At 74.5% G+C, this 16815-nt stretch carries 21 protein-coding genes; 11 read left to right on the forward strand and 10 right to left on the reverse strand.

Translation table 11 applies throughout. The features are described 5' to 3' along the window. Together AC3ERT_RS30420 and bioB are read right to left on the reverse strand one after the other, a co-directional pair. On the reverse strand, positions 1–1295 hold a 1295-nt coding region (locus AC3ERT_RS30420), incomplete at its 3' end, for an adenosylmethionine--8-amino-7-oxononanoate transaminase (protein WP_435178035.1). Beyond that, positions 1288–2511, reverse strand: coding sequence for a biotin synthase BioB (gene bioB, locus AC3ERT_RS30425; RefSeq protein ID WP_435130704.1), 1224 nt, complete (start codon positions 2509–2511; stop codon positions 1288–1290). The genes bioB and AC3ERT_RS30420, both read right to left, overlap by 8 nt. A gap of 243 nt (positions 2512–2754) precedes the next feature. Here bioB and AC3ERT_RS30430 point away from each other — a divergent pair, with 243 nt between their 5' ends. After that, positions 2755–3927, forward strand: a complete 1173-nt coding sequence (locus AC3ERT_RS30430) for an 8-amino-7-oxononanoate synthase (protein ID WP_435178091.1) — start codon at positions 2755–2757, stop codon at positions 3925–3927. On the opposite strand, the gene AC3ERT_RS30435 is transcribed toward AC3ERT_RS30430, so the two are convergent. Next, on the reverse strand, positions 3902–4150 hold the full coding sequence (locus tag AC3ERT_RS30435; RefSeq protein ID WP_335972357.1) for a DUF397 domain-containing protein: 249 nt from the start codon (positions 4148–4150) through the stop codon (positions 3902–3904). The two genes, AC3ERT_RS30430 and AC3ERT_RS30435, sit on opposite strands and share 26 nt — an antisense overlap. Then, on the reverse strand, positions 4147–5001 hold the full coding sequence (locus tag AC3ERT_RS30440; protein WP_335972356.1) for a helix-turn-helix domain-containing protein: 855 nt from the start codon (positions 4999–5001) through the stop codon (positions 4147–4149). Before AC3ERT_RS30440 ends, AC3ERT_RS30435 begins: the two co-directional genes overlap by 4 nt. Positions 5002–5285: 284 nt before the next feature. Between AC3ERT_RS30440 and AC3ERT_RS30445 the strand changes: the two genes are divergently transcribed. Then, positions 5286–5714: an ATP-binding protein gene (locus AC3ERT_RS30445; RefSeq protein WP_335972355.1), complete on the forward strand. Its 429-nt coding sequence runs from the start codon at positions 5286–5288 to the stop codon at positions 5712–5714. A 9-nt stretch (positions 5715–5723) separates the two neighbouring features. On the opposite strand, the gene AC3ERT_RS30450 is transcribed toward AC3ERT_RS30445, so the two are convergent. Then, positions 5724–6413: a GNAT family N-acetyltransferase gene (locus tag AC3ERT_RS30450; RefSeq protein WP_435178037.1), complete on the reverse strand. Its 690-nt coding sequence runs from the start codon at positions 6411–6413 to the stop codon at positions 5724–5726. A gap of 124 nt (positions 6414–6537) precedes the next feature. Between AC3ERT_RS30450 and AC3ERT_RS30455 the strand changes: the two genes are divergently transcribed. Continuing rightward, positions 6538–7206 (forward strand): ADP-ribosyltransferase, encoded by a 669-nt coding sequence (locus tag AC3ERT_RS30455; protein ID WP_435130702.1) that lies wholly within the window; start codon positions 6538–6540, stop codon positions 7204–7206. 71 nt (positions 7207–7277) lie between these two features. On the opposite strand, the gene AC3ERT_RS30460 is transcribed toward AC3ERT_RS30455, so the two are convergent. From AC3ERT_RS30460 to AC3ERT_RS30470, 3 genes are all read right to left on the reverse strand, one after another. Next, positions 7278–7775: a C40 family peptidase gene (locus tag AC3ERT_RS30460; protein ID WP_435178039.1), complete on the reverse strand. Its 498-nt coding sequence runs from the start codon at positions 7773–7775 to the stop codon at positions 7278–7280. 537 nt (positions 7776–8312) lie between these two features. Then, on the reverse strand, positions 8313–8651 hold the full coding sequence (locus AC3ERT_RS30465) for a hypothetical protein (RefSeq protein ID WP_435130701.1): 339 nt from the start codon (positions 8649–8651) through the stop codon (positions 8313–8315). 6 nt (positions 8652–8657) lie between these two features. Then, on the reverse strand, positions 8658–9323 hold the full coding sequence (locus tag AC3ERT_RS30470) for an ATP-dependent Clp protease proteolytic subunit (protein WP_335972350.1): 666 nt from the start codon (positions 9321–9323) through the stop codon (positions 8658–8660). Positions 9324–9380: 57 nt separating this feature from the next. Between AC3ERT_RS30470 and AC3ERT_RS30475 the strand changes: the two genes are divergently transcribed. The 7 genes from AC3ERT_RS30475 to AC3ERT_RS30505 all read left to right on the forward strand — a co-directional run bounded on the left by AC3ERT_RS30475 (position 9381) and on the right by AC3ERT_RS30505 (position 14328). Next, a complete protein-coding gene (locus AC3ERT_RS30475; RefSeq protein WP_335972349.1) occupies positions 9381–9671 on the forward strand; it encodes a type II toxin-antitoxin system Phd/YefM family antitoxin in 291 nt (96 codons plus the stop codon). 67 nt (positions 9672–9738) lie between these two features. After that, positions 9739–10041: an urease subunit gamma gene (locus AC3ERT_RS30480; protein WP_335972348.1), complete on the forward strand. Its 303-nt coding sequence runs from the start codon at positions 9739–9741 to the stop codon at positions 10039–10041. A gap of 14 nt (positions 10042–10055) precedes the next feature. Further along, positions 10056–10400, forward strand: a complete 345-nt coding sequence (locus tag AC3ERT_RS30485) for an urease subunit beta (protein ID WP_335973009.1) — start codon at positions 10056–10058, stop codon at positions 10398–10400. Then, positions 10393–12114 carry an urease subunit alpha gene (locus AC3ERT_RS30490; RefSeq protein WP_335972347.1) on the forward strand — a complete coding sequence of 574 codons (1722 nt, stop codon included), beginning with the start codon at positions 10393–10395 and terminating at the stop codon, positions 12112–12114. The genes AC3ERT_RS30485 and AC3ERT_RS30490 overlap by 8 nt, the downstream gene beginning before the upstream one ends. Positions 12115–12120: 6 nt before the next feature. Next, positions 12121–12825: an urease accessory protein UreF gene (locus AC3ERT_RS30495; RefSeq protein WP_435130756.1), complete on the forward strand. Its 705-nt coding sequence runs from the start codon at positions 12121–12123 to the stop codon at positions 12823–12825. Between the two features lie 31 nt (positions 12826–12856). After that, positions 12857–13534 carry an urease accessory protein UreG gene (gene ureG / locus AC3ERT_RS30500; RefSeq protein WP_335973001.1) on the forward strand — a complete coding sequence of 226 codons (678 nt, stop codon included), beginning with the start codon at positions 12857–12859 and terminating at the stop codon, positions 13532–13534. After that, complete coding sequence (locus AC3ERT_RS30505) at positions 13531–14328, forward strand: urease accessory protein UreD (protein WP_435178042.1); 798 nt, start codon at positions 13531–13533, stop codon at positions 14326–14328. The genes ureG and AC3ERT_RS30505 overlap by 4 nt, the downstream gene beginning before the upstream one ends. A gap of 7 nt (positions 14329–14335) precedes the next feature. On the opposite strand, the gene AC3ERT_RS30510 is transcribed toward AC3ERT_RS30505, so the two are convergent. Continuing rightward, the gene (locus tag AC3ERT_RS30510) at positions 14336–14833 is read right to left on the reverse strand and encodes a YbaK/EbsC family protein (RefSeq protein ID WP_435178094.1); all 498 of its coding nucleotides are present in this window, start codon (positions 14831–14833) and stop codon (positions 14336–14338) included. Positions 14834–14967: 134 nt separating this feature from the next. Next, positions 14968–15816, reverse strand: a complete 849-nt coding sequence (locus tag AC3ERT_RS30515) for a TIGR02452 family protein (RefSeq protein ID WP_435178044.1) — start codon at positions 15814–15816, stop codon at positions 14968–14970. A gap of 163 nt (positions 15817–15979) precedes the next feature. Between AC3ERT_RS30515 and AC3ERT_RS30520 the strand changes: the two genes are divergently transcribed. Continuing rightward, positions 15980–16795, forward strand: coding sequence for a DUF1707 SHOCT-like domain-containing protein (locus AC3ERT_RS30520; protein WP_435178046.1), 816 nt, complete (start codon positions 15980–15982; stop codon positions 16793–16795). Positions 16796–16815: the final 20 nt, after the last annotated feature.

The raw sequence follows: 16815 nt of genomic DNA on the forward strand, positions 1-16815 counted from the left end.
GTGGCCGCGGCGACGACAGCCGCGGAGATACGGGCGATGTCGTCCGGGCCGGTGACGTAGGGGGGCATGGTGTAGACGAGGTCGCGGAAGGGCCGCAGCCAGACGCCGGCGGCGACCGCGGCGCGGGTGGCCGCGTCCATGTCGACGGGGTGGTCGAGCTGGACCACGCCGATCGCGCCGAGCACGCGGACGTCGCGCACGCCGGGCAGCGCGGCCGCGGGGGCGAGCCCTTCGCGCAGCCCGGCCTCGATCCGCTTCACCTCGGTCGCCCAGTCCTGGTCGAGCAGCACGTCCAGGGAGGCGTTCGCGACGGCCGCGGCGAACGGGTTGCCCATGAAGGTCGGGCCGTGGGCGAGCACCGGCACCTCGCCGCGCGAGATCCCCTCGGCCACCCGCGAGGTGCACAGGGCCGCGGCCAGGGAGACGTACCCGCCGGTGAGGGCCTTGCCGACGCACATCACGTCGGGGGCGACGCCCGCGTGGTCGGCGGCGAACAGCCGCCCGGTGCGGCCGAACCCGGTGGCGATCTCGTCGAACACCAGCAGCACGTCGTGCGCGTCGCACGCCTCCCGCAGCACCCGCAGGTAGCCGGGGGAGTGGAAGGCCATCCCGCCCGCGCCCTGCACCACCGGCTCCACCACGACCGCGGCGAGCTCGTCCGCGTGGCGGCCGATCAGGTCGTGCAGGTGGGCGGTGTACGCCTCGGACGGCTCCGCGTCGAATCCTGGCGGCGGGGCGTCCGCGAAGACCTGCTCCTGTAGCACACCGGACCATAGATGGTGCATACCGCCATCCGGGTCGCATACCGACATCGGCTGCCAGGTGTCGCCGTGGTACCCGCCGCGCCACGTCAGCAGCCGCCGCTTGCCCGGCCGCCCGAGCGAACGCCAGTACTGAAGGCACATCTTGAGGGCCACCTCGACCGACACCGAACCGGAGTCCGCGAGGAAGACGTGCCGCAGCGGCTCCGCGGTGATCTCCACCAGCCGCGCCGCCAGCCGCACCGCCGGCTCGTGGGTGAGCCCGCCGAACATCACATGGCTCATCCGGTCCACCTGGGCGTGGGCGGCCTCGTCGAGCACCGGGTGCCGGTAGCCGTGGATCGCCGCCCACCACGACGACATGCCGTCCACGAGTTCGGTACGGCCCTGCGCGGGCGCGGCCAGCCGCAGCCGCACCCCCGACGCCGACGCGACCACCAGCGGTTCCTGCCGGCCGGGCATCGGGCCGTACGGGTGCCAGACGTGCCGCCGGTCCAGGTCCAGCAGCACGTCCACGGGCAGCGGTTCAGGCATTGGGCGGCAGATCCGTCCCCGCGCCCCGGCGGCGTACGGCGACCAGGTCCGTACGGGCGCCCGCACCTGACGGGGCATCAGCCGAAGCCGAAGCCGAAGCCGAAGCCGCGGCCGCCGCCACCGGTTCCGGCGCGCCGTGCTCGCACGTGCCGCACGCCGAGTCGTGGCCGCCGCAGCCCGCACCGGCCGCCTCGCCGGCCTGCTGCTCGGAGCGCCGGTGCGCCGGCAGCGTCGTGGTGTCCGCGCCCTCCACCTCGAAGCCCGCGTCCGCGATCATGTCGAGGTCGGCCTGCCCGGCCTGCCCCTCGCTCGTCAGGTAGTCCCCGAGGAAGATCGAGTTGACCAGGTGCAGCGCGAGCGGCTGCATGCTGCGCAGGTGCACCTCGCGCCCGCCGGCCAGCCGCACCTCCACGTCCGGGCAGACGAACCGCACCATCGCCAGGATGCGCAGGCACCGCTGCGGGGTGAGGTTCCACTCCTTGGCCAGCGGGGTGCCCTCGAACGGGATCAGGAAGTTGACCGGCACCGAGTCCGGGTCCAGTTCCCGCAGCGAGAACACCACGTCCACCAGGTCCGCGTCGCTCTCGCCCATCCCCGCGATCAGCCCGGAGCACGCCGACAGCCCCGCCGCCTGCGCCTGCCGCACCGTGTCGACCCGGTCGGCGTAGGTGTGCGTGGTGGTGATGTCCGCGTAGGTGCCCTCGGAGGTGTTGAGGTTGTGGTTGTACGCGTCCGCGCCCGCGGCCCGCAGCCGCTCGGCCTGGTCGCCGGAGAGCAGCCCGAGGCACGCGCACACCTCCACGCCCTCGTTGCCCTCCTTGATCGCCTCGATGGTCTTCGAGACCCGGTCCACGTCCCGGTCGGTCGGGCCGCGCCCGCTGGCCACCAGGCACACCCGCTTCGCGCCGCCGGACACCCCCGCCGTGGCCGCCGCGACCGCCTCGTCGGGCCGCAGCCAGGTGTACTTCAGGATGTCGGCCTTCGAGCCCAGCCGCTGCGAGCAGTACGAGCAGTCCTCCGGGCACAGGCCGGACTTGAGGTTCACCAGGTAGTTGAGCTTGACCCGGCGGCCGAACCACTTGCGGCGCACCCGGCCCGCGGCCGCCACCACGTCGAGCAGTTCGTCGTCGGAGGTCGCGAGTACCGCGAGCGCCTCGTCCCGCGTCGGCGACTCGCGCCGCAGACCCTTGTCCACCAGTGCCGTCAGCAGATCCATGCCCGCAATCCTCGCCTACGGCGACGGGCCCGGCCAATGGCGCGCCGCACAACATCGGCGCGCTGGTATGTGTGCATCACCACACCCGGTACGGGCCCGGTCACCGAGTACGTTGCTGGCGTGGACAGCAGATCAGCGCAGCACGAACGGCCGGGCGGGCAGCCCGGCGACGGCTCCGGCGGGCGCACCGGCGGCGCGCCCGAAGCCCTCCCCGACGGCGGCCCCGGCCCCGTGCCCGAGGTCCTGCCCGGTGGCCCGTTCGGCTGGCTCACCGCCCAGGACCGGCTGCGGCGCGCCGCCGGGCTGCGCCGCGAACTGCGCCCCCGCGCCGCGGAGTCGGCACTGCTGGACCTGGCCGGCAACGACTACCTCGGCCTGACCCGCCACCCGGAGGTGGTCCGGGCCGGCGCCGACGCCTGCCTGACCTGGGGCGCGGGCGCCACCGGCTCCCGCCTGGTCACCGGCAGCACCGCGCTGCACGCCGAACTCGAGGCGGAGATCGCCGCGTTCACCGGTTTCGAGGCCGCCCTGGTCTTCGCCTCCGGCTACGCCGCCAACCTCGCGGCCGTCACCGCGCTCACCGGCCCCGGCACGCTGCTGGTCTCCGACGCCGCCAACCACGCCTCGCTGATCGACGGGTGCCGGCTGTCCAAGGCCGGTACCGAAGTGGTCGCGCACGCCGACCCGCAGGCCGTCCGCAAGGCGCTCAGCGGCGCCCGCGCGCCCGGGCAGGACGGTGCGGCCGCGCCCGGCGGCCCCGCGCTCGTCGCCAGCGACGCGGTGTTCTCCGTCGACGGCGACGCGGCCCCGCTGGCCGAACTCGCCGCGGCCTGCCGGGCGTACGGCGCGGCGCTGCTGCTCGACGACGCCCACGGCCTGGGCGTCATGGGCGAGGGCGGCCGCGGCAGCGCGCACCGGGCCGGACTCGCCGGCGCGCCCGACGTGGTGTGCACCGCGACCCTGTCGAAGTCCTTCGGCGCCCAGGGCGGGGTGGTGCTCGGCCCGGCCGCGGTGATCGAGCACCTCGTCAACGCGGCGCGGACGTTCATCTTCGACACCGGTCTGGCGCCGGCCGCCGCGGGCGCCGCGCTGGCGGCGCTGCGGCTGCTGCGCCGCGAGCCCGAACGGGCCGGCCGGGCCCGGCAGGTGGCCCGGGACTTCCACCGGCTGCTCACCGCGCGCGGTCTGGAGGCCACCGCGCCCGACGCGTGCGTGGTCTCCGTGCGCGCGCCTTCGCCCGACAGCGCGTTGGCGTGGGCGGGGCGCTGCCGGGACGAGGGCCTGGCGGTCGGCTGCTTCCGCCCGCCGTCCGTGCCGGACGGGGTCTCCCGGCTGCGGCTGACCGCGCGCTGCGACCTGACCGGCCCGCAGGTGCAGCACGCGGTGGAGGTCATCGCCCGGACCGCTCCGCGCTGAGCAGGCTCCCCGCCGCCAGGTCGCGGACGAAGTCGCGCCACGCCTGCGGGGCGAAGAGCAGCGCCGGGCCGGCGACGTCCTTGGAGTCGCGGACGGCGGTCACCCCCGAGGGCAGTCGGGCGGCCTCGACGCAGTTGTTCGCCGCGGTGCTGTGGCTGCTGCGGCGCCAACGGGCGCCGGTCAGCGTCTGGCTGGAGGAAATGAAACGGGGCAGCGTGGTCATGAGAACTCCTTATGGATGCGGTTGATCATCTCAGCCGAATCCTCCTTGTGCAGAGAACGGCCACTCAATCGGGCGAACGCTGCTCCGTACGCCGCGATGTCCTCTTTCCGATCGACGTAGAGACTACTCGTCAAATGGTCGACAACAACCACGTCCAGATCGGCAATGCGCGGATATGAGAAGATGACGAAAGAATTTGTCACACCCTGGTGTCCGCCCGCGGTGAACGGGAGGATCTGGAGCCGCACCTGCGGCAGCTCCATCGCCTCGTGCAGCCGCAGCAGTTGCCCGGCCATCACCTCCGGGCCGCCCACCTCGCGGCGCAGCACCGACTCGTCGAGCACCGCCCACAGCTCCAGCGGCCGGTCCTGGCGCAGGACGGCCTGTCTGGCTATCCGTACGTCGACGAGCGCGTCCACCTCGCGTTCGCTCAGGTGCGGCATCACGTCGCGGGTCAGCGCGCGGGCGTAGGCGGGGGTCTGGAGCAGGCCCGGCACCACGCTGTTCTCCATCGAGCGGGCCCGGCACGCGCCGGTCTCCAGGGTGATGAAGTCCCGGTACTCCGTGGGCAGGACGTCGCGGAAGTCGTGCCACCAGCCGCGCTGGTAGCCGCGGCCGGCCAGGGTCCCCAGCAGGTCGCGCAGGTCGCGGTCGTGCACCGCGTACACGTCCAGCAGCACCTGGACGTCCTCGGGGCGGACGCTGCTCCGGCCGGTCTCGATCCGGCTGACCTTGGACTGGTGCCAGCCGGCGAGCCGGGCGGCCTCCTCGCTGGTCAGACCGGTCAGATCGCGCAGTCGGCGCAGCTCCTCGCCGAGCCGGCGCCGGCGTACGGCCGGGACTCGTTCCATGTGTTTCGCGCCTCCTGGGCTGAAGTCGTGCGGTCGTCGGTGGCCATCGTGCACGCGTGCCGTGCGTCGCGAACAGCGCGATACGACAGTGTGCCGACCAAATGCGTTCTCACGTAGCAGAGTTCACCGTTTTGAGCGACAGATATATGCATTAGGTGCTCGCGGCCTCGTATTGGCGGCACGATGGATGACACTCTGGCGCGAATCAGCCGCATCCGGACCTGGCCGTACGAATCCCGTGCGGACCGGTGCCCGGACCCGGCGGGAAAGGGAACAGCGTCACCATGGCTGACCTTCAGGAAGCATCCGTCACCCTGCCGAGTGACCCCGCGTCGGTCGCTGCGGCCCGGGCCTACGTGTGCGCACGGCTCGCCGAGTGGGGGCTGCCGCCCGACGCGCCGACCCTGGACTCCGTACGGCTGGCCGTCTCCGAACTCGCCACCAACGCGGTGCTGCACACCTCGGGCCTTTCGCCCAACTTCACGGTGGACATCCGGCTGGAGTGCGGCGAGCACTTGCACGTCGGGGTCACCGACTCCCACCCGCGCTGGCCGCAGCGCCTGCCCGGCGCCGTCCAGCAGGACAACGGCCGCGGCATGGCCATCGTCCGCCACCTCATCGCCGAGTCCGGCGGCCGCCTGCGCATCACCCCCACCTGCGACGGCGGCAAAACCGTCTGGTTCACCCTCCCCTGGTCCGTCCGCGTCCCCTGACCCCGCCCCTCACCCAGCGGCCGGCCGCTCGCGGGGCAGCAGCAGCGCCTCGGCGCCGACCGGGGCGAACCCCGCGGCCAGATGGGCCCGCAGGCTCGCCGCGTTACCGGGCGCGATCTGCGCCCACACCGGCCCGCCGGCCGGCACCAGATGGCGCGCGGCCAGCGCCAGCGCCCGCCCCAACCCCCGCCCCCGCCCGCCCGGTTCGACCTCCACAGCCGACTCCCACCGCCCGGCGACGCCGCGCCCGAGCACCAGAACCCCGCCGGGCGCGGCCCACACGCGCACCTCGTCGCGGTGGCCCGCCGCATCCGCGGCAAAGGGGTGCGAGCGGGCGTCGGCCGCACGCAGGGCGACGCGCGGTGGCGGGCCCGGCAGTGCGGAGGCGACGGTGAGGACGTCGGTGGTGCCGACCCGGCGGCCGGTGCGGGCCGCGAGGGCGCTGAGGAACGGCGGGCCGAGGGGCGCGGACAGGTCGCCCGGCGGCAGCAGGTCCCCGAGGTCCCCGCGGTAGCCGCCCGCCGGGGCGCCGGCGGGCACGGCCGCGTCGGCGAAGACCACGGTGTGCGCGGTGAACGCGATGACTCCGGCGTCCCGGGGTGAGGGCTGCGGCCAGAACGCCACGATGCCGTCCGGCGGCGGGAAGCGGCCCTGCGCGGCATCCGCGAGCAGGCGGGCGAGTTCGGCGGGGCGGGGCATCCGCGCATTGTCCCAGCGGGGCGGCACGTCGGGTTGAGGGGGCGTCAACTTCGGGGGGTGGGGGCGCGCCTACGAACGGGTGAGGGTCGGACGGGGGCGGGGGTCGGGGCGGCAGGCTACGGGCATGATCATGAACCGAGTCCGGTCGCTCGCCGCGGCCGGCGCGTTGACCCTGACCGCGGTGCTCGCCACGCAGACCTCCTCGGGGGCGGCGACGGCCGCGCCGAGCGCGGCGCCCGAAGCACCCGCGGCCGCGGCGGAGCTGTGCCCGGTCGTCCACGACCCGCTCTACGCCGCGGCCGACCGCAGCGTGGACGTGCACCGCATCGTGCCCGACCCGCCGGCGTACCGCACCAGCTGCGGGGAGCTGTACCGCGCCGACGGGCGCGCGCCGGCCGTCGTCTTCCACGACGGCTTCCACCCGAAGGCCCCGCAGGACGGGCAGTACGACCTGGCCGCCTACGTCGAGGTCAACCAGCCCTCGCCGTTCGTCAGCACCAGCTACGACCACGACCTGTACAAGCAGTGGAAGTCGGCCTACAACTACTACGTCGACGCGCCCGGCGGGATCGACGTCAACGCCACGATCGGCGACACCCACAAGTGGGCCGGCCAGCACGAAGTGGCCTTCGCCGGCGGCATCGACCGCCGCTTCATCGTGGGTGCCTGCCCGGTGGACAAGGCGACCAAGAGCGAGATCCTCGCCGACTGCGTCCGCAACCCGTACTACGTGCCCTGGCGGCTGGTCCCCGCGCCCGAGCCGCAGGGCCCGGAGCTGGTCCCGGTGGGCTGAGCCGGGCGCTGCCCCCCGGCCCGTACCGCCCCGTCCGTACCGCCCCGCCGGGCTGGTACGGACGGGGCGGGTCACGTGACGCGGCCGTACCAGACGGCCCGGGACCAGATGTGCTCCAGGCGCACGCTGGCGCCGGTCTTGGGCGCGTGCCAGATGTTCCCGGCACCCGCGTAGATACCGACGTGGTAGACGGACGCCCCCGAGCTGCCGGTGTGGAAGAAGACGAGGTCACCGGCGCGGCGGGAGCGCGCCGCGATGTGGGTGGTGCGGTTGTACTGCGCCGCGGCGGTGCGCGGCAGCTTCTTGCCGACGCGCTTGAAGGAGTACTGCGTCAGCCCCGAGCAGTCGAAGCGGTAGGGGCCGGTGGCGCCCCACTGGTAGGGCGCGCCCTTCTTCGAGGCGGCGATGCTGAGCGCTTTCGCGGCCAGCGTGGCGGCGTCCGCGCGCTGGGCGGTGCCCGGCAGGAGCGCGGGGACGGAGACGGCGGCCGCGGTGAGCAGGGAGGCGGCGCCGAGCCGGGAGAGCCGGGAAGCGGCCGGCCGGAAGCAGCTGCGGTTGGGCGTACACATGCGCAACCCTTCGTCATCAGCCTGCGAAGGATGACCTGTCGGGTTCGGGCTGGCGAAGATGCCCGGCCGCATGCGGCGGCTTCACCCCAAGGCCGGCGGCGCGCCCACCGGGAAGGGCGGGCGCGAAGCGGCCGTCGTGCTGGGTCCTCCGCTCCTGCCGTTGCACTCGTGTCGACCTGGCATCCGCGCGTCGGCAGGACTGGGCATCCGCACGGACCGCCCCGCCACGGCGGCGGGGGCTTGTCGTCACCACGGATCGTTACGCATACGACACGGCCGCGCCGGGACAGAAACGCAGAGTGTGACATTCGTCACTGTGCGTACATGCGGGTGAAGCGGGCCGCCCCGGCGCCGTCCGCGCCCCGCCGCCGTACCGGCTGAACTGGGCGGACCGTGCCGCGCGCCGGGGTGGTCCAGCCGACACGCGCAATCGCGCGGACTTCTGCCAGGGCGGTTCCCGCTACGCCGACGGGTGGACGCGGCGAAGCCGCCGTGTCGGGCAACCCGGTGACAGGCCGTGAGGTGCGCACCGCCCGCTCAGGGGCGGACGGGACCGTCCGGGCCGCCCGGATCGGCGGCGGGGGCCGCGGCGACGGTAACCCGCGCGGCCCGCCGCTCCCCGTCCAGCACCCGCAGCGCCCGCCCGAGCGTGGCGTGGTGCAGTGCGGTCTCACCGCGCAGGTGCATCACCGTGAGCGCGTCGCGCAGCGCCACCGCCCGCCCGACGAGCGCCTGCGCGGCCCGCAGCGCGGTGTACGTGTCGGTGGTGCGCGAGGGGTTGATCCGGCCCAGCAGGTCGACCAGTTCGAGGTAGCAGTCGACGAGTTCGCCCTCGGAGCGGGTGAGGGCGGGCAGCGGCGGGGGTTCGGGCGACACGGCGGCCTACCGCGCCCCGGTGCCGCGCGCGCCGCCCGCGCCCGGGCCCGTACCGGTCTTGCGGCTGGTGGTGACCACGTCCACCAGTCCGTACGCCACCGCCGCCGGCGCGTCGAAGATCGTGTCGCGCTCCAGGTCCGCTGCCACCTTCTCGGCCGGCTGCCCGGTGTGCCGCACCAGCAGCGCCTCCAGCCGCTCCCGGGTGCGCAGCAGCTCCTTCGCCTGGATCTCCAGGTCCGAGACGTCGCCCTGCACCACGTCGCCCAGGGACGGCTGGTGGATGAGGACCCGGGCGCCCGGTGTGATCATCCGCTTGCCGGGGGCGCCCGCCGCCAGCAGCACCGACGCCGCCGACGCGGCCTGCCCGATGCACACCGTCGCCACGTCGCAAGTGACGAACTGCATCGTGTCGTAGATGGCGGTCATCGCGGAGAACGAGCCGCCGGGGGAGTTGATGTAGATGCTGATGTCCAGGTCGGGGGAGGCGCTTTCCAGGTGGACCAGCTGCGCCATCACGTCGTTGGCGGAGGTGTCGTCGATCGGCGTGCCCAGGAAGACGATCCGCTCCTGGAGCAGCTTGGAGTAGGGGTCCATGGTGCGGACGCCGTTGCTGCTGCGCTCGGTGAACTCGGGCAGGACGTAGCGCGCCGTGGGTGTCGGGCGGTCGGTCATCGCACACCTCCGTCAGGTCAAAATGTACAGGACGTACATCTCGTTATGATGGTGAGCATGACCCATGACGTCCCGGTGACACAAGCGCGCGCCCAGCTCGCCGAACTGATCAACCGCGTGGTCTACGGCGGTGAGCAGGTGGTGCTGACCCGGCACGGCAAGCCGCTGGTCGGCCTGGTCTCCGCCGCTGACCTGCAACGACTGCGGGAACTCGACGAACGGGCCGACGACGAGGTGATCAGCACGGTCTCCACGGTGGGCGGCCGCGCGTCCGCCACAGGCGAACGCCGCCGGTTCGGCATCGCCGCCGAGCACCGCGGCCCGCAACCCGGAGACCACCGCCCGTAACAGGCGTTAACGTATCCGTAACCGCGCCGACGTACTCTCACCACCCCGAGGACAGTGAGGTGCGGCTGTGCGGTTGACCCCCCATGAGCAGGAGCGGCTGCTGATCCATGTGGCCGCGGACGTGGCCGAACGGCGGCGCGCCCGCGGGGTGCGGCTCAACCACCCCGAGGCGGTGGCGCTGATCACCGCGCACATCCTCGAAGGGGCGCGCGACGGGCGCGGGGTGGCGGAGCTGATGGCCTCCGGGCGCGGCGTGCTCAGCCGCGCGGAGGTCATGGACGGCATCCCGGAGATGATCCCCGAGGTGCAGGTCGAGGCGACCTTCCCCGACGGCACCAAGCTCGTCACCGTCCACCAGCCGATCGTCTGAGGGCGGTGACCACGGTGATTCCCGGAGAGGTCCTGCCCGCCGACGGCGGGGTGCCGATCAACGCCGGCCGCCCGGTGACCCGGCTGACCGTGCTCAACGAAGCGGACCGGCCGGTGCAGGTCGGTTCGCACTACCACTTCGCCGAGGCCAACCCGGGGCTGCGGTTCGACCGCGCCGCCGCGTACGGCCTGCGGCTGAACATCGCGGCGGGTACCGCCGTGCGCTTCGAGCCGGGCATCCCGGCCGAGGTGGAGCTGGTGCCGATCGGCGGGCAGCGGGTCGTCGCGGGGCTGCGCGGGCAGACCGCCGGTCCGCTGGACGGCGCCGGCCCCACAGAGAAGGGAGCCACCGGTGCCTGAGCTGTCCCGGGCCGTATACGCCGACCTCTACGGGCCCACCACCGGCGACCGTATCCGGCTGGCCGACACCGACCTGCTCATCGAGGTCGAACGCGACCTCGCCGGCGGGCCCGGCACCGCGGGCGACGAGGCCGTCTTCGGCGGCGGCAAGGTGATCCGCGAGTCCATGGGCCAGGGTCGGGCCACCCGCGCCGAAGGCGCCCCCGACACGGTGATCACCGGCGCGGTGGTGCTGGACCACTGGGGCGTGGTCAAGGCCGACATCGGCATCCGCGACGGCCGGATCACCGCGCTGGGCAAGGCCGGCAACCCCGAGACGATGGACGGCGTCCACCCCGACCTCGTCATCGGCCCCGACACCGAGATCATCGCGGGCAACGGCGCGATCCTGACCGCCGGGACCATCGACGCGCACGTCCACTTCATCTCGCCGACCCTCGTCGACCAGGCCCTCGCCTCCGGGGTGACCACCCTCGTCGGCGGCGGCACCGGCCCGGCCGAGGGCACCAAGGCGACCACGATCACCCCCGGCGGCTGGCACCTGGCGCGGATGTTCGCCGCGCTGGAGGCGTACCCGGTGAACATCGGGCTGCTCGGCAAGGGCAACACCGTCAACGAGCCCGCCATGCACCGCCAACTGCAAGGCGGCGCCGTCGGGTTCAAGATCCACGAGGACTGGGGCGCGACCCCCGCCGCGATCGACGCGTGCCTGCGGGTGTGCGAGCGCAGCGGCGCCCAACTCGCCATCCACACCGACACGCTGAACGAGGCCGGGTTCGTGGAGGACACCCTCGCCGCGATCGCCGGACGCGGGGTGCACGCCTACCACACCGAGGGCGCCGGCGGCGGCCACGCACCCGACATCATCACCGTCGTCTCGCAGCCCCACATCCTGCCGTCCTCCACCAACCCCACGCGCCCGCACACCGTCAACACCGTCGAGGAGCACCTCGACATGCTGATGGTCTGCCACCACCTCAACCCCGCCGTCCCGGAGGACCTCGCCTTCGCCGAGTCCCGCATCCGGCCCACCACCATCGCCGCCGAGGACGTACTGCACGACCTGGGCGCCATCAGCATCATCAGCTCCGACTCCCAGGCGATGGGCCGCATCGGCGAGATAGCCACCCGCACCTGGCAGACCGCGCACGTCATGAAGCGCCGCCGCGGCGCCCTGCCCGGCGACGGCCCCGCCGACAACCACCGGGCCCGCCGCTACGTCGCCAAGTACACGATCAACCCCGCCGTCGCCCAGGGCCTCGACGCGGAGATCGGCTCCGTGGAGCCCGGCAAGCTCGCCGACCTGGTGCTGTGGCGGCCCGCGTTCTTCGGCGTCAAGCCCGACCTGGTCATCAAGGGCGGGCAGATCGCGTACGCCCAGATGGGCGACGCCAACGCCTCCATCCCCACACCCCAACCGGTGCTGCCCCGGCCGATGTTCGGCGCTGTCGGCGCCGCGCCCGCCGCGAACTCGGTCAACTTCGTGAACCAGGCCGCCATCGACGACGCGCTGCCCGAACGGCTCGGCCTGGCCAAGCAGTTCACCGCGACCGGCAGCACCCGCGCCGTCACCAAGGCCGACATGCGGGAGAACGACGCGCTGCCGCGGGTCGAGGTCGACGCCGACACCTTCACCGTGCGGATCGACGGCGAGGTGGTCGAACCCGCACCCGCCGCCGAACTTCCCATGGCCCAGCGGTACTTCCTTTTCTGAGGCATGATGGCGAACGAACGCGCCAGCCATGTGCCCGGCACGCGGGCCGCGCTCCTGCTGCTCACCGACGGCCGCTTCCCGGCCGGCGGCCACGCCCACTCCGGCGGCGTCGAGGCCGCCGTGGCCGACGGCAGGGTGCGCGACCCCGGCAGTCTCGCGGAGTTCTGCCGCGGCCGGCTGCACACCACAGGACAGGTCGCCGCCGCACTGGCCGCGGCGGCGACCGCCGGGGCCGACCCGCTCGGCCTCGACGAGGCCGCCGACGCCCGCACCCCGTCCGCGGCCCTGCGCGCGGCCTCCCGGCGGCTGGGCCGCCAACTCCTGCGCGCCGCACGGGCGGTGTGGCCGGCGCCCGCGCTCGACGCGCTCGCCGCGGCCCGGCCGCGCGGCGCCCACCAGGCCGTCGTGCTCGGCCTCACCGCCGCCGCGGCCGGCCTGCCGCCCGCCGACGCGGCCCACGCGGGCGCCTACGACAGCGTGAGCACCCCGGCGTTCGCCGCCGTACGGCTGCTCGGCCTCGACCCCTTCCACGCGGCCGCCGTCCTGGGCCGCCTCGCCCCCGAGGTCGACTCCGTCGCGGCCGCCGCCACCGCGGCCGCCGAACGCGCCTGCCGCGAAGGGCCGGACACCCTCCCCGCGCCCTGCGCGCCCCTGATCGACCTCGACGCGGAGGCCCACGCGGCCTGGCCCGTCCGGCTCTTCGCGTCATGACCCGCACCAGCGAGAAAGCGAGTGGTTGACCATGCACCTGGACCATCCCGAGGTGTTCCCCCAGCGGTACACGTCGTCCGCGCAGGCCGGCGGGCGCGCCCTGCGGATCGGGTTCGGGGGACCGGTGGGATCGGGGAAGACCGCGACGGTGGCGGCGCTGTGCCGGACACTGCGGGACTCCCTGGCGATCGGCGTGGTCACCAACGACATCTACACCCGGGAGGACGCCGACTTCCTGCTGCGCGAGGCGGTGCTGCCGCCGGAGCACATCGTGGCGGTGGAGACCGGCGCGTGCCCGCACACCGCGATCAGGGACGACATCTCGGCGAACCTGGAGGCGGTGGAGGAACTGGAGGAGTCGGTCGGCCCGCTGGACCTGGTGCTGGTGGAGTCCGGCGGGGACAACCTGACGGCGACCTTCTCCCGCGGCCTGGTGGACGCGCAGGTGTTCGTGATCGACGTCGCCGGCGGCGACGACATCCCCCGCAAGGGCGGCCCCGGGGTGACCACGGCCGACCTGCTGGTGGTCAACAAGACGGACCTGGCCCCCTACGTCGGCGCGGACCTGCGGCGGATGGCCGTCGACGCGGAGGCCCAACGCGGCCCGCTGCCGGTGCTGTTCACCTCGGTCCGGCAGCCCGGCGGGGTGGACCCGGTCGCCCGGTGGGTCGGTGAGCGCCTCGCGGCCTGGACGGCGGTCCGCGCATGAGCGCACCCGCGGCGGCGGAGCACGGCGCGCGCGGCGTGGCGGCCGTCGCCCGGATACGGGCCGAGCCCGACGGCCGCGGCGGCACCGCACTGCCGCTGCTGGCCGGGGACGGACCGCTGGCGCTGCGCAGGACCGGGCCGGCCGGCAGCGAGGCGCGGGTGACCGTGGTCGGCGCGATGACCGCGCCGCTCGGCGGGGACCGGCTGCGGATCGAGGCCGAGGCGGCGCCCGGCGCCCGGCTGACCGTCGGCGCGTCGGCGGCCACCGTGTCGCTGCCCGGCCGCGGCGGCGAACAGGCCACGTACGACGTGCGGTTGACCGTCGGCGCCGGAGCCGTACTGCGGTGGCTGCCCGAACCGCTGATCGCCGCCCGCGGCAGCGACCTCAAGGCCGCCACCCGGGCCGAACTCGCCCCCGGCGCCCGGCTGGTGCTGCGCGAGGAGCAGATCCTCGGCCGCTACGGCGAACCGGCCGGACGCCTGTCCAGCCGCCTCACCGTACGGCTGGACGGGCGCCCGCTGCTCGACCAGGAACTCTCCTTCGGCCCCGGCGCCACCCCCGGCTGGGCCGGGCCCGCCGTCCTCGGCGGCCACGGCGCCGTCGGCCAACTCCTGCTGGTGGCACCGGACCTGGCCGGCCAGGCGGCCGAACGCGCCGACGTGCCCCCCGCCTCCGGCCGCGCCGCCCTGACCCCGCTGGCCGGCCCCGCGCTGCTCGTCACCGCGCTCGCCCCCGACGGGCGGATGCTGCGCCGGCTGCTCGACGGCTACCTGCGGCGGTTCGGGGCCGAGTAGCCGCCGATCAGTCCGCGGCCGCCGCGATCGCCTCCGTGCGGGGCGCGGCGATCCGCACGTAGTCCTTGGTGCTCAGCGCCAGCGACCGGTCCAGGCGGGCGGCGTTGAAGTACAGCTCGTCATGGACCAGCAGCTCCGGGTCGACGACGAGTTCGAGCTTCTCGTCGAAGGAGAACGGCAGCACCGTGCCGCTCACGCTCCCCGCCAGCCGCTCGGCGATGTCCCGCGACGCGAACGACACATACGTGCCCGACAGCAGCCCCTTCACCGCCGCCAGGTCCACCCGGCGGTCGCCGGGCACCACGGCCAGCACGTAACGGGTCACCTTCTTGCCGACCTTGACCATCACCACGATGCACTTGGCCGCCTGCGCCAGGGAGTTGCCGCGCAGCGCGCTCACCAGCTCGGTGGCGCCCTGCGGTGCGTGGTCCAGGACGCGGTAGGCGGCGCCCTGCCCGTCCAGCAGCGCGATCAGCCGGTCGTACGTCTCGTACGTCCCGGACATCCCGTGCGCCTCGTGTGTGCCGGGCGCGCCCTGCTCCTGCCGCCCCTGCGTGTCCTGCTCGCTCATGCCCCGCTCGCTCACTGTGCCGGTGCTGCTGCCTGGTCGACTCCTGCCGGGTACGGCGCCGTTGCCGCTCACGGCGCGCCGGGTGCGAACACGGCCGCGAACGCCGCCCGGGTGGGGGAGTCCCCGCGCCGGTCCAGCACCGCGAAGACCGCCTCGTCCACCAGGGGTGCGAACCGCCCGCCCGGACCGAGCAGCGCCGCGAAGGCACCCGCGACCACGGCCGGGTCGTTGCGGAACACCCCGCACCCCCACGCGCCGAGCACCAGCCGCCGGTAGCCGTGCGCGGCGGCCACCTCCAGGACGCGTTCGGCGCGCGCCGCCAGCGCCGGCCCGACCTCCGGTACCCGCTCGGGCATCGTACGCGCGATCACGCCCGCGTTCGGCGCCGGGGAGGTGAGGAAACCGGCGAGGAAGGGACGCGCGAGCAGCGCGCCGGAGTCGGCGCGGAAGACCGGCACGGCGGGGGAGTGGATGACGCGGTCGCTGTAGAAGGTGTCGCGGTCCGCGCGGTGGTGGGCGTAGAACTGCGGGGCGCGCAGCAGGCAGGAGTACAGCGCCGAGGCGCGGCACAGCGCCTCCTCCTGCGCCTGGGCGCCGTTGAGGTAGCCGCCGCCGGGGTTGCGGGCCGAGGCGAAGCTGAGCACCGCGACCGGGCCGCCGCCCGCCGCGGCCAGCCGGCCGGCCGCCGCGGTGCTGCTCTCCGCGGTGACGGTGCAGCGCGCACCCGGACCGCCCGCGACCGCGCCCCGCTCCTCGACCGGCACCTCGACCGGCCCGGGCCCGTACACCGCCGTGCCGTCCGCCGCCCGCGCCACCAGCTCGGCCAGCTCCACCCGGCGGCCGTCCGGCCCGGTGTAGCCGCCCTCGGCCACGATCCGCTCGTTCTCGCGGGCGATGTTCCGCAGACGTGCACTCATGGACCCGCACGCTACGGTCAACTCCCCGGCCGGCGCGATCGGTTATCGGCGGCGCCGGCGGGCGGCAGCGGCCGCGGGCGTGCGGTGCCGTCACCTTGCGGCGGCCGGAAGACGCGATATATCGTGAACCTGGTTCCGTCCCGTCCCGCCAGGAGGTCGCCCCGTGTCCGATCGGTCGTCACCCAAGCCGGCCGACCCGGGCGGCAGCACCGGCAGCGACGCGCACATCCGGGTCTCGGACGACGAACGGGACCAGGTGGCGGCGCTGCTCGGCGACGCGCTGGCCGTCGGGCGGCTCGACGTCACCGAGCACGCCGAGCGGCTGGAGGCGGTCTACGCCGCCCGCACCCGCGGCGAACTCGTCCCGCTCACCGCCGACCTGCCCTCGCCCACCCCGGGGGAGTCGCTGGTCTCGCCGGGCGACAGCGCCCCCATCGAGGCGCTCTTCGCGAAGGTGCGGCGCGCGGGCCAGTGGCCGGTGCCCCCGCACACCACCGCGCGCGCCCGCTTCGGCGCGATCGTCATCGACCTGCGGCAGGCGATGTTCACCCGCCGCGAGGTGGTCATCGACGCCAGGTCGCTCTTCGGCAAGATCGAGATCCTGGTCCCGGACAACGCCCACGTCTACGACACCGGGTCGGCGGTCTTCGGCAAGCGGTCGCAGAGCGGGCGCCGCAAAGGCGACGAGGCCGACGGGCCGGTGGTGCGGATCACCGGGCGCTCCGTCTTCGGGCACGTGCGGGTCACGCGCGGCTCGAAGTGGGCGTGGTGGGTCGGCCACCACATGGGCGGCGCCTTCGGCGGGCACCTCGGCGAGCGCATGGAGGAGCGGATGGAGCACCTGGGCCGCCACATGGAGGCCCGGATGGAGTTCATGGGGCGGCGGATGGAGCGGCACATGGGGCGCGGACCGGGCCGGGGTCCCTGGACGGGCCGCGGCCCGGAGGGAAGCCCCGGCCGCGACACCGGAGACGCCTGAGCGCCCCGGGACGCCGCCCG

Source organism: Actinacidiphila sp. bgisy145, from assembly GCF_057708125.1.